The sequence below is a fragment of the Paenibacillus tyrphae genome, assembly GCF_027925525.1.
In the GTDB taxonomy this organism is placed as follows: Bacteria; Bacillota; Bacilli; order Paenibacillales; family NBRC-103111; genus Paenibacillus_G; species Paenibacillus_G tyrfis_B.
Genome location: NZ_BSDJ01000030.1, coordinates 20,564 through 32,535, shown reverse-complemented (window position 1 = coordinate 32,535; position 11,972 = coordinate 20,564). Strand labels below are relative to the sequence as shown.

Annotated in this window: 13 protein-coding genes; 7 read left to right on the top strand and 6 right to left on the bottom strand. The window is 54.8% G+C overall.

What is annotated here, in order from left to right; all coding sequences use genetic code 11:
* Positions 1–30: 30 nt before the first annotated feature.
* The 3 genes from QMG93_RS27155 (at position 31) to QMG93_RS27145 (ending at position 3,237) form a co-directional block, all read left to right on the top strand.
* A complete protein-coding gene (locus QMG93_RS27155; RefSeq protein ID WP_281942118.1) occupies positions 31–1,113 on the top strand; it encodes a tartrate dehydrogenase in 1,083 nt (360 codons plus the stop codon).
* 558 nt (positions 1,114–1,671) lie between these two features.
* Positions 1,672–2,643, top strand: coding sequence for a peptide-methionine (S)-S-oxide reductase MsrA (gene msrA / locus QMG93_RS27150; protein ID WP_281942116.1), 972 nt, complete (start codon positions 1,672–1,674; stop codon positions 2,641–2,643).
* A gap of 33 nt (positions 2,644–2,676) precedes the next feature.
* A complete protein-coding gene (locus QMG93_RS27145) occupies positions 2,677–3,237 on the top strand; it encodes a GNAT family N-acetyltransferase (RefSeq protein ID WP_281942114.1) in 561 nt (186 codons plus the stop codon).
* A 58-nt stretch (positions 3,238–3,295) separates the two neighbouring features.
* Here the strand turns inward: QMG93_RS27145 and QMG93_RS27140 are convergent, their stop codons facing one another.
* A complete protein-coding gene (locus QMG93_RS27140; RefSeq protein ID WP_281942112.1) occupies positions 3,296–4,933 on the bottom strand; it encodes a sensor domain-containing diguanylate cyclase in 1,638 nt (545 codons plus the stop codon).
* A 379-nt stretch (positions 4,934–5,312) separates the two neighbouring features.
* On the opposite strand from QMG93_RS27140, the gene QMG93_RS27135 reads away from it, so the two are divergent.
* From QMG93_RS27135 to cydS, 3 genes are read left to right on the top strand one after another with little or no spacing between them, the layout of a single operon-like run.
* Positions 5,313–6,659 (top strand): cytochrome ubiquinol oxidase subunit I, encoded by a 1,347-nt coding sequence (locus QMG93_RS27135; protein ID WP_281942110.1) that lies wholly within the window; start codon positions 5,313–5,315, stop codon positions 6,657–6,659.
* Positions 6,656–7,675 (top strand): cytochrome d ubiquinol oxidase subunit II, encoded by a 1,020-nt coding sequence (locus QMG93_RS27130; protein WP_281942108.1) that lies wholly within the window; start codon positions 6,656–6,658, stop codon positions 7,673–7,675. Before QMG93_RS27135 ends, QMG93_RS27130 begins: the two co-directional genes overlap by 4 nt.
* Positions 7,676–7,681: 6 nt before the next feature.
* The gene (cydS, locus tag QMG93_RS35450) at positions 7,682–7,786 is read left to right on the top strand and encodes a cytochrome bd oxidase small subunit CydS (protein WP_413789342.1); all 105 of its coding nucleotides are present in this window, start codon (positions 7,682–7,684) and stop codon (positions 7,784–7,786) included.
* Positions 7,787–7,875: 89 nt separating this feature from the next.
* Here cydS and QMG93_RS27125 read toward each other — a convergent pair whose 3' ends face one another.
* Both QMG93_RS27125 and QMG93_RS27120 read right to left on the bottom strand, forming a co-directional pair.
* Positions 7,876–8,169, bottom strand: coding sequence for a hypothetical protein (locus QMG93_RS27125; RefSeq protein WP_281942103.1), 294 nt, complete (start codon positions 8,167–8,169; stop codon positions 7,876–7,878).
* Between the two features lie 162 nt (positions 8,170–8,331).
* Positions 8,332–8,556, bottom strand: a complete 225-nt coding sequence (locus QMG93_RS27120; protein ID WP_025849503.1) for a DUF1128 domain-containing protein — start codon at positions 8,554–8,556, stop codon at positions 8,332–8,334.
* Between the two features lie 126 nt (positions 8,557–8,682).
* On the opposite strand from QMG93_RS27120, the gene QMG93_RS27115 reads away from it, so the two are divergent.
* On the top strand, positions 8,683–9,084 hold the full coding sequence (locus QMG93_RS27115; RefSeq protein ID WP_281942101.1) for a secondary thiamine-phosphate synthase enzyme YjbQ: 402 nt from the start codon (positions 8,683–8,685) through the stop codon (positions 9,082–9,084).
* Positions 9,085–9,162: 78 nt separating this feature from the next.
* Here QMG93_RS27115 and QMG93_RS27110 read toward each other — a convergent pair whose 3' ends face one another.
* From QMG93_RS27110 to QMG93_RS27100, 3 genes are all read right to left on the bottom strand, one after another.
* Positions 9,163–9,750, bottom strand: coding sequence for a TetR/AcrR family transcriptional regulator (locus tag QMG93_RS27110; protein ID WP_029191449.1), 588 nt, complete (start codon positions 9,748–9,750; stop codon positions 9,163–9,165).
* 53 nt (positions 9,751–9,803) lie between these two features.
* Positions 9,804–10,442, bottom strand: coding sequence for a YigZ family protein (locus QMG93_RS27105; RefSeq protein ID WP_281942098.1), 639 nt, complete (start codon positions 10,440–10,442; stop codon positions 9,804–9,806).
* Between the two features lie 117 nt (positions 10,443–10,559).
* A complete protein-coding gene (locus tag QMG93_RS27100; protein ID WP_281942096.1) occupies positions 10,560–11,915 on the bottom strand; it encodes a glucose-6-phosphate isomerase in 1,356 nt (451 codons plus the stop codon).
* Positions 11,916–11,972 lie beyond the last annotated feature (57 nt).

Below are 11,972 nucleotides of genomic sequence, written 5' to 3'. Positions count from 1 at the left end.
GTGCGGACAAGGAAAGGATGGGATAATCACATGAAAACGTATCGCATTGCGGTCATACCCGGCGACGGCATCGGTCCCGAAGTCATCGCCGAAGGCGTCAAGGTGCTGAACCGGGCAGCGGAGCTCGACGCCTCCTTTCGCTTTGAATTCGTCACCTTTCCTTGGGGCTGCGAATATTACGCGAAGCACGGCAAAATGATGGACGACGACGGCATGGAGAAGCTTCGTTCGTTTGACGCCATTTATTTGGGTGCGGTCGGCTATCCCGGCGTTCCGGATCATATCTCGCTATGGGGCCTGCTGCTGCGCATCCGCAAGGAATTCGACCAATACGTCAACATCCGTCCGATTCAGCTGCTGGACGGAGCCCCTTGCCCGCTCAAAGACGCCTCCAAAGCGGACATCGATATGCTTGTCATCCGCGAGAACAGCGAGGGCGAATATGCGGGCGCCGGAGACTGGCTGTTCAAAGGCAAGCCGGAGGAAGTCGTGCTGCAAACCGGTGTGTTCTCGCGCAAAGGGACGGAGCGCATTATCCGGTACGCCTACGAAACCGCCCGCCGGTTGAACAAATCGCTGACCAGCGTCAGCAAAGGCAATGCCTTGAACTATTCGATGGTGTTCTGGGACCAAGTATTCGAAGAGGTCGGCCGGGAATACCCCGACGTCAAAACGTACTCGTATCTGGTCGACGCCGCGGCGATGTTCATGATCAAGCAACCGCAGCGGTTCGAGGTCGTCGTCACGTCGAACCTGTTCGGCGATATTCTGACCGACCTCGGAGCGGCCATCGCCGGCGGGCTCGGCCTCGCCGCAGGCGCGAATGTGAACCCCGATCGCACGTATCCGTCGATGTTCGAGCCGATCCACGGGTCGGCGCCCGACATCGCCGGACGCGGGATCGCGAATCCGCTTGCGGCCGTCTGGTCGGCCAGCCAGCTGCTCGATTTTCTCGGCCAGGAGCGCTGGGGCAAAGCCGTGCTGCAAGCCGTGGAGCAGGTGATGGTCGAGCGTGTGGCGCTAACGCCGGATATGGGCGGCACCGCCACCACCTCGGAGGTTGGCGACCGGGTCGTTAGCGCGCTGGCTGCGTCGTCGGCCGTGGCGAAATAATCCAATGATGGGCAGTCCAACCGGACCGAGGCTGGACAAAATCGGCTTCAGCTTGCCGGTCACTGCATTAGAGGAACTGCGGGTGCGCTATTGGATGCGGATTAGCCCATCTGCCCGAAATAGAGAACCTGTGATGCGTTAACGCCCTCATTGCGGGGAGTATGAACATTTTTCGACACGGTTAAGTGATTGCAGTTCCGCTATACCCCGTAGCCGCTTCGAATACTCCACTTAACGCATCGTGCTTCCTCTATTTGCAAAAATAGGCCCCGGAAATCATGCAACCAGAAATATGATCCATGCTCACCAATGCAAACTCATAAAAAGCTCGGTGACTCAAGCGAGCTTGTTGATCTGGGCGGTCCAAACGGACCTCCTTTTTATGTCCGCAGGAACCGACCACGAAATTGCCTCTCCCATTATTTCCCCGAGCCTCAGTCCGTTCCGCAGCCGTCTGCCTCTCCCTTCGATTTGGCCCCCTTGCCCGCGTGCAGTATAATGGTATATACGAATAAACATGAACATCACTCCCCCAACTTTATCGAAGAGGTGAATCCGATGAGTCAACAACCGACCGAGCTGGCCACGTTTGCCGGCGGCTGCTTCTGGTGCATGGTCAAGCCGTTTGACGAGCTGCCCGGCATCGTTAAGATCGTATCCGGGTATACGGGCGGTCATAAGGAAAACCCGACGTATCAGGAAGTATGCTCCGAAACGACCGGACATCTGGAAGCCGTGCAAATTACGTTCGAGCCCGCCGTCTTCCCTTACGAAGATTTGCTTCAACTGTTCTGGCAGCAGATCGACCCGACAGACGCAGGCGGACAGTTCCACGACCGGGGGGAGTCTTACCAAACGGCCATCTTCTACCATACGGAGGAGCAGAAGCAGAAAGCGGAAGCGTCCAAGCGTGAGCTCGATGCCAGCGGCCGCTTCGACCGTCCGATTGTAACGCCGATCCTTCCCGCCTCCGTCTTCTACCCTGCGGAGGACTACCATCAGGATTTCTATAAAACCAATCCGCTGCGTTACAATTCGTACCGCAAGGCGTCGGGACGCGACGATTTCATCAAGCGCCATTGGAATACGCCAGCCGACAAAGCGAAGCTGAAAGACAAGCTGACGCCGATGCAGTGGGAAATAACGCAAATGAACGGCACCGAGCCTCCGTTCCGCAACGAATTCTGGGATCATAAGGAAGAAGGGCTTTACGTCGATATCGTCTCGGGCGAGCCGCTGTTCAGCTCACTGGACAAATTCGACTCCGGCTGCGGCTGGCCGAGCTTCACGAAGCCCGTGGTACCGCCCCTTGTGCAGGAAAAGCCCGACTACAGCCACGGCATGATCCGGACGGAGGTCCGCAGCCGCAAAGCCGACTCGCATCTAGGCCATGTTTTTCCAGACGGCCCCAAAGATCAAGGCGGATTGCGCTACTGCATCAACTCCGCGGCGCTCCGCTTTATTCCGAAGGCCGATCTGGAGAAAGAAGGCTACGGAGCGTTCCTGTCTTTGTTCGAGCAGGAAAAATAGCCCCGCCGAAAGCCGCGGAGAGGAGCCGCAACCGTGTTTAAATACCGCATTGATTCGCAATTGGAACTGAAGCTGCTCGAACCGGGGGATGCCGGAGAGCTATTCCGGCTGACGGACGACAACCGCGCCTATCTGCGGGAATGGATGCCTTGGATCGACATGACGCAGACGGAGGAGGACAGCCGCGGATTCATCGAATCCGCCCGGCACAAGTGGGCCAAGGGCGAAGGAATAACCGCAGGCATTCTTGTAGAGGGAAAGCTGTGTGGAGTGATTGACCATCATTCGCTCAACTGGATGAACCGCAAGACGGCCATCGGGTATTGGCTGGCCGCCTCCGCTCAGGGCCGGGGGATCATGACCCTTGCCTGCCGCGCGATGATCGATTACGCGTTCGGGGAGCTGAAGCTGCACCGGATCGAGATTATGGCGGGCACCGGGAATACCAAAAGCCGCGCCATTCCCGAGCGGCTCGGTTTTACGCAAGAAGGCGTCGCCCGCGGCGCTCAGAAGCTATATGACCGTTACATCGATTTGGCTGTATACAGCCTGCTTGCGGACGAATGGGACGCACAGAGCCCGAACGGCAGCTGATGATTCATTAAAAAAACGGAGCGCCTCCACGATTCGAACCATGGGAGCGCTCCGTTTTCTAATCGGCTATGATCGTCCTGTTCTTCCCCGCTTCCTTGGCTTGATACAAAGCATGGTCGGCCCGTTGAAACAATAGTTCGGGGGATTCGGCGTGGGATGGATAGTCAGCGATACCCAATGAGATCGTCAGCGGGATTCCAAGGGGGTTCTCCCGTGTTTCAAAGGCTATACGAACCCGTTCCGCCGTGATCCAGGCATCCGGCGCGGTGGTGAACGGAAGAAGCACAACGAATTCTTCTCCGCCGTAGCGGCAGCATACGTCATTGGAGCGCACGGACGAAGTGAGGATGCGAGCCAAGTGCTTCAATACTTCGTCGCCCGCCTGATGACCGTAGGTATCGTTGATCGACTTGAACCGGTCGATATCCATCATGATAAGGGCGAAAGGCTGCTGCTTTTCCGTCCATTGCGACATGATGGATTCGAACGTTCTTCGGTTCGTTAGCCCCGTTAAAGAATCGGTCATGGCAGCATGTGTCAATTGATCGGTCTGTTTCCGCAAATCGCTTAACGCAAGCGTAATCGTCTGGGTCAATAAGTCAGCTTCCCGGTTCCAGTGATGTTTGATGTCCGGAAGAACGATTTTTTCGCCTCTCCCCAATTTACCGGCCAGGTTAGCCAGGGATACGAACGGACGGGCCAAGCGCCGGGCAAGCCATATGGCGGTGATCATCAATACGATAAACGGTGCCAGAGTATAGACGAGGATCGTTCGGATATAACTGTCCAATTCCTCGTATACGACGCTGATGGGAGATTGCACGATGACGCCCCAGCCGTTTTCCGGAACGGGAGAATAACCGGCCAAAAAGATGATTCCTCGGGAGTTGGGCGCCTGGTCATACCCGCTTTCGCCCCGAAGTACCTTTTGTACGACGGGATTTGCACTGTTATCGGCCCCGATCCGGGATTTGTCCGGATGGTACAATAAATGACCACTGGAGCTCACGATGTAAAAGTACGATCCGTCGCCATCGATGTTATGCTTGCCAAACATCGTATTCAATATATTGTTTTCCTGCAAATAAAGGCTGCCTCCGATAAAGCCGCGATATACTCCGTCTTTGTCGTACAGCGGTTCGCTCATAAAAACGATGCGACGCCCGGTAGACGAGGTGTAGGGCTTGGACATATACGGCTTTCTTGATGCCAGCGCTTCTTTGGCAGCTTCCGTGGTGATATGCTGTCCCACCGTGCCGACAGAAGACGGAGCTACGCTGCGGACGAGACCCGTTTCATCTACGACGGCGATGGAGTTGAAAAAATTGCCGCTGAGCCGCAGCATTTCAAGCTGCTTTTGCAACTCCTGCTCATTAGATAGATGATTTACCGAAATATAGGCGCCGGTGTATTTCAATCCGGCCCGCATCGATTTGAATAAGGAATCGATGGACTGGCTCATTTTGGCCGCAGCCGAGTGGTTCAAGGCGAATCTCGTTTCGAATAACGACTGCTTATTGGAATGATAGGACGCCAGAAGCAGAATCGTCAAAGTAAGCGCGACGGAAAGGGAAACCAGCCCTGTTAAAAGCGTAGCAAGACTGATCTTCTTCTTTTTCGTAACGTCAATCCCGCACAGCTCGGAAATGGCATTCGCCTCCTCAATTCCCAAGTAGCTTTCCCCATAATTCGACATTATTCGTCATAATCCTTTTCGCAGGCCGGCCTGCATAAAAAAAGAATCAAAGCCGTCAACCTAGGTGGGAGCTTCCCCTCTTCCCTACCCTTTGCCTCACCACCATTCCTCCCCTCCCTTCATCAAGTCGCCATACTTTCTTCAACAGTTCACCATAATTGTGTGAAAAATATCACATGTATTGGGGTAAGATTGAACCAAGAACCATTTTGTTTAATTGTTTCTTGGGAGAGGTGATGATCCGTTGGAGCCTTACAAAAAGCATGAAAAGCGTCTGATGATCCTTATGTTCATCGTCGGGTTCGTCATGCTGCTTGCTTTTCTCAGGAGATTGTTCACTTAAATACATCCTGCTACGCCTGAAGGAGATGAACGTCTTATGCAATACGATCCGGTATTTTTCAGCCGAATGCTAACCGAACTGACGCTGTCGTTCCACATCATCTTCGCTACGATCGGCGTCGGCGTTCCGGTTATGATCGCGCTTGCCGAATGGCGCGGCATCCGGACGAACGACCCGCACTACTTGCTGCTGGCCCGCCGCTGGACGCGCGGCTTCGTCATCACGGTCGCCGTAGGCGTCGTCACGGGGACCGCCATCGGCCTCCAGCTCAGTCTGCTGTGGCCGAGCTTTATGAAGATCGCCGGGCAGGCGATTGCGCTGCCGCTGTTTCTGGAGACGTTCGCCTTTTTTATCGAGGCGATTTTCCTCGGCATTTACCTGTATACGTGGGACCGGTTCAAGAAGAAGACGACCCACCTGCTGCTGATGATCCCGATCGTGATCGGGTCGTCCGCTTCCGCCTTCTTCATCACGACGCTGAACGCATTTATGAATACGCCGCGCGGATTTACCTTGGAGAATGGTGTCATCAAGAACCTGCAGCCGCTGGTTGCGATGTTCAACCCGGCGACGCCGACGAAAGTATCTCACGTGCTCGCTTCGTCTTACACGACGTGCGCCTTGATTCTGGCCGCTATCGCCGCCTGGCAGCTGCTGCGCGGCAAGGATCACCTCTATCACAAAAAAGCGCTGAAGCTGACGATGACCGCCGCGTTCGTGTTTGCGATCAGTACCGCAGCGATCGGCGACTTGTCCGGCAAGTTTCTGGCCAAGTATCAGCCGGAGAAGCTTGCGGCGGCCGAGTGGCATTTTGAGACCGAGACGCACGCACCGCTCATTCTTGGCGGAGCCTTGGACGAAAACAACGAAGTCATATATGGCATCTCCATTCCGTATATGCTCAGCGTACTCGCACATAACGATCCTGCGGGCAAAGTGATCGGCCTTAATGATTTTCCTAAGGACGAATGGCCGCCGCTCGTGATTCACTACCTGTTCAATTTCAAAATCGCCAGCGGCATGTTTCTGGTGCTCGTCGGCCTTCTGTACTTGTTCCGGCGCCGACTCAGCCGAACCTTGGAAGCGCCGCGCTGGCTGCTGCGCATGATTGTCGTCGCAGGCCCGCTTGCGATGCTGACCATCGAGGTCGGCTGGTTTTTCGCAGAGCTTGGCCGGCAACCTTGGATCCTGCGCGGCTTCATGAAAGTATCCGATGCGGCCACCACGTCGGACCATGTCGATATGATGCTCGTCTTGTTCTGCTTCCTGTATCTCTTGCTCGGCTTCACGGTCGTACGCGTGCTCGGCAAGCTGTTCCGCAAGCATGACGTCTTCGAGGAAATGATCTCGCTCGGCATCGAGAAAGGAGGCCGCCGTACATGAGCTACGAGCTGCTCGGCATTACCGTCCTGTGGACGTTTCTGTACGGCTATCTCATCGTCGCCTCCATCGATTTCGGCGCAGGATTTTTCAGCTACTACAGCGTCATCACCGGGCAACAAAATAAAATTCATAAGATTATCCAACGTTATCTGTCCCCGGTGTGGGAGGTCACGAACGTTTTCCTGATCTTCTTCGTCGTCGGAATTGTCGGCTTCTTCCCGCACACAGCGTATTACTACGGCACGGCGCTGCTGATTCCGGGCAGCGTAGCGGTCATTCTGCTCGCCCTGCGCGGATCGTATTATGCGTTCAGCACCTACGGCAGCAAAGAAAACCGCGGATACATGCTGCTGTACGGAGCGACAGGACTGTTGATCCCCGCTTCGCTCTCGACGGTGCTGACCATCTCGGAAGGCGGCTTTATCGAAGAGCGCGGCGGCGAAGTGCTGTTTCTATGGCCCAAGCTGCTTGCAAGTCCCTATTCGTGGAGCGTCGTGCTGCTGGCCATCGTCAGCGTGCTGTACATCTCCGCGATGTTCCTGACGTACTACGCAGCCAAAGCCAGGGACGGGAATGCACTGGAGGTCGTCCGCGGTTACGCCCTGCTCTGGAGCGGCCCGACCATCCTCTCGAGCTTTCTGGTGTTTCTGGGCATCCGAACCCAGAATCCGCGGCATTTTGAGAACATGCTCGACCTGTACTGGATGTTTGCCGCTTCCTTCCTGTGCTTCCTGATTGCCGTCTATTTCATCTGGAAGCGCCGAAATTACGGATGGGCGTTCGTTCTGGTTATGCTGCAATTTGCTTTTGCTTTCTATGGGTACGGAGCGGCACATCTGCCTTATGTGTTATACCCGTACATTAATATCTACGGCGGCTTCACGAACGAAACGATGGCTCTTACGCTCGTCATCGCTTTTATCGCCGGCTTACTCGTACTGATCCCGTCCATGTGGCTGCTGCTGCGGCTGTTCCTGTTCGATGCCGGCTACGTTCAAGGCCAGAAGAAAGGATGAAGATCCATGGAACATTACATGATCATGTACCTCCCGCTTCTTATTGTGGCGGCCTCGCTTGCGTTCATGTTCATCTGGAGCGGCAAAGCGCAAGACAAAGGGTTTAAATAGCCCCTGGACCAATCCAAAAATCCCGTCCTGCAGCGGATAACCGCACAGAACGGGATTTTTCACATGGACCGCGCATTTCTGTGGACGTCTTACCAGAAACCTCCGCCAAATCCAAACGGACCGAAGCCGCCAAACCCAAATGGGCCGAAGCCGCCAAATCCGCCGAAGGCGAATGGAGACGTTCCGATGGCGAGAAGATCAAACAGAACGAGCGGGAGAATCGCGGACGTTTTCACCTGCTTGCCATTGCGAGTGGAAATCATCAATTGGTTGCCGTTAATACGCACCAACTTGCCTTCTACGACCGTTCCGTCTTTCTTGACCGCATAAATCTGCTTGCCTACCAGCTTGGCGACATCCTGCTTGCGGACTGCTTTTGGCATATGCGCACACCTCCGAATAGTAGCGTCGGGCCGTGGCCCTAATAGATGAGGATAACGCTATATAGTACGGGATGGACACCGGGGCTGCTTGTATAAATGCCCCGCCGGCCAAGCAAGATGTGCCATCGTCCTGTCCTGCATTTGCAGGTGCCATCGCTCCGTTCAGCCTCGACGCAAACGGCCAAGCTCCGTTGTAATCGCTTCGATTTCGCTGATGCTGAATTGATTCTTCCCGGCGACCATCTCATAAATGTCGCGCAGCTCTTCATACTGCTCGTCATTGAGCTGGGAAGCCTTCAGCGCGGCGCCGGAAGCCATCCGCAGCTTCTTCTTAATTTCTTCAATCATAAATTCCGTGTTTTCAAACGTGTTCGTCGTTAAATTCACCGGGGTCACCCTTTCGTGCGCCTTTCGTTTTCCCTTCCATTGTACCATGTTTTGTAGGGGCATGCCCGGTGTAATATAATGATGACGGACCTGCATCCCCGAACAAAAACCGAAGGAGGTTTTGTCATGCTTCACACGCTCCACCTACATACGAAGCAGCGCGACGAAATGATCGAAATTACCCGTCTGATTCACGATCTGCTGAAGCAGGAACAACTGGAAGAGGGACTTGCCGTCATTTATTGTCCCCATACGACGGCAGGCATCACCATTCAAGAAAATGCGGATCCCGATGTCCGCCACGACGTGCTGATGCGGCTCGATGAAGTATACCCTTGGACGCATCCGAAGTACCGTCATGCCGAGGGGAACACCGCCTCGCATCTGAAGGCGATAACGACGGGGTCCTCCCAAACCGTGCTTGTGGCCGGCTCGCGGTTGGTACTGGGCCGCTGGCAGGGCATTTATTTCTGCGAATTTGACGGGCCCCGCGAGCGCTCTTGCCTTGTAAAATTCATTCGGGGGTAAAGAATAAAGCGAGGAAGCGACAACGCATTAGTGTAATGAAGCATACGGGTGAAAAAAATTTACCTATTCGGTAACGTGTTACCCCTGTAGTCCTTCGCACAAATATTTGACGTGCTGCTCTGCCAGCTTTCGAACATCCTGATACGCTTGATTGTAATGAATGTTATACGAGATGAAGCCGTGCATGGACATAAACAAACTCCAGGGCAAGCTGTACATTTTCTTCTCGTTCCCCGGCTGACGGGAGACGACGGACCGGACGACCGCGGCGAACAGATCGAGGCATTGCGATTGCTCTTCCCGGGAGTACCGCAGCAGTTCCGGATCTTTGATCATGAACATAATTTCGTAATGATGCGGATTGTCCAGCCCGAAGCGGATGAACTCATGCATCAGCTTCTCCAGTTGTCCGATATCCCCGAGACGGGACCGGTTTAGCATGTCTTTTTGGCGCTCCAGCAGCATTTTGAAATCTTCGTTGACCAGCGCATAGAACAGCTCCGCTTTTTCGCTGAAGTGGTAATACAATGCTCCGTGGCTGTAACCCATCGACTTTGCGATGCTTCGCATGGTTAAAGCGTGATAACCGTGTTCGATAAAAAGCTGCCGCGCCTCTTCCAAAATGCGCATCCGGCTTAGTTCTTGTGCAACTGCTTTTCTTGCCAAGTGCCTCCCTCATTTCTATGCGTGATTTATACTAAAAGCCGCCGGCTTCCGCTTCACGGAAGCTCAGCATGCTCTACGTAACGTTCTTCTCCATGGATGATCGTCCCTTGACCCTGGGTCAAATCCGTCATCCATGCGGCAAATGTATCCGCTTCCTCAACTAAAGGCAAGCAGCTCAACGTCACCTTATCAGTGAAAACGGTCTCGCCCATCATCATGCCGCGATTCCGCAGCTCGTTCTCTAGCTTGCCGAGCCACGTATAATCGACCTCCACCAGCACTACCCGGTGGAGCACCTTATACACCTGCTCCGCCGCGGCAAGTCCGGCGACCGCCCCGTCGGTATAGGCGCGAATCAAACCGCCCGCTCCCAGCATAATGCCCCCGAAATAACGGGTCACGACGACGACGACGTTTTTCAGGCCTTGATTTTTGATCACTTCGAGGATCGGCTTTCCCGCCGTCCCGCTCGGCTCCCCGTCGTCGGACGCTTTCTGAATCTCATCGCGTTCTCCGATCATGTAAGCCGAGCAGTTGTGCGTGGCGGACCAATGCTCCTTCTTGATGCTCTCAATGAATGCAACGGCTTCTTCCTCGGTCTCGACCGGCTTCGCAAACCCGATAAACCGGGATTTCTTAATGACGATCTCCGCCGAGCCGAATCGCTTAACCGTTCTGTACCGCGTTAACATAGACGTTTCCTGGCGCCTCCTTATCAGGCCGTAGCCTCTGGAACATCCGGCGTCCGGGATGCCTGCAAAAAAAGCAGCCATCCCGGGGGATGAACCGCTTTTTCCGCGCGCTGCGAGTTACTTCGACAATCTGGCCTCGAGCGCAGCCTTTTCTTTCTCGTAGCCCGGTTTGCCGAGCAGTGCGAACATGTTTTTCTTATATGCCTCCACGCCCGGTTGGTCGAACGGGTTGACGCCCAGCAGGTAACCGCTGATGCCGCAGGCTTTTTCAAAGAAATAAACCATGTAACCGAATGTATATGACGACAGATCGGGCAGCGTGACGATCAGGTTCGGCACTCCGCCGTCCGTATGAGCAAGCATCGTACCCTCGAACGCCTTTTTATTGACGAAATCCATCGTTTGTCCGCTCAGGAAGTTCAAGCCGTCCAGATCTTGCGGATCGGTGCCGATCGTGATTTGCTCCGACACCTGCTCGACTTGAATGACGGTCTCAAACAAGTTGCGCGAGCCTTCCTGAATGAATTGACCCATGGAATGTAAATCCGTGGAAAAATCGACCGAAGACGGGTAAATGCCTTTGTTGTCCTTGCCTTCGCTCTCGCCGTACAGCTGCTTCCACCATTCAGAGACGTAATGCAGCGACGGCTCGTAGTTCACGAGAATTTCCGTCGTTTTGCCCTTGCGGTACAGCGCATTGCGAACCGCAGCGTATTGGTACGCTTCGTTCTCCTTCAGGTTCGGGTTCGAATAAACCTCGCGCGCGTCCGCCGCGCCCTGCATCATCGCTTCGATGTCCACGCCCGCGGTAGCGATCGGCAGAAGGCCGACGGCTGTCAGCACGGAATAGCGGCCGCCCACATCGTCCGGGATGACGAACGTTTCGTAGCGTTCCTCGGTCGCCAGCTTTTTCAGCGCGCCCTTCGCTTGGTCCGTCGTCGCATAGATGCGCTCGCGCGCCCCATCTTTACCGTATTTCCGCTCAAGCAGCTCGCGGAAAATCCGGAAAGCGATGGCAGGCTCCGTCGTCGTGCCGGATTTGGAGATGACGTTGACGGAAATGTCCTTGCCTTCGAGCAGTTGCAGCAGATGCGTCACGTAGGTGGAGCTGATGTTCTGGCCGACGAAGTGAATTTCCGGCGTCTTGCGCTTATCCTTCGGCAGCAGATTGTAGAAGCTGTGGGACAGCATCTCAATCGCCGCTCTGGCCCCCAGGTAGGAGCCCCCGATGCCGATGACGACAAGCGCGTCGGAATTCGATTGAATGCGCTTGGCCGCCTGCTGGATGCGGGCGAATTCTTCTTTATCGTAATTGACCGGGAGATCGATCCAACCGAGATAATCGTTCCCGGCGCCTGTTTTGTCGTGCAATTGATTATGCGCGGCGGCTACGGCACCCGCCAAGTAATCCACCTCGTGCTGTTGAATGAAACCAAGAGCCTTGCTGTAATCAAAACGAAGTTTAGCTCCCATTCCAAATACATCCTCCCGTCCGAATCGTTTTTCTCTGTGACATGCGGGTAAGACTTG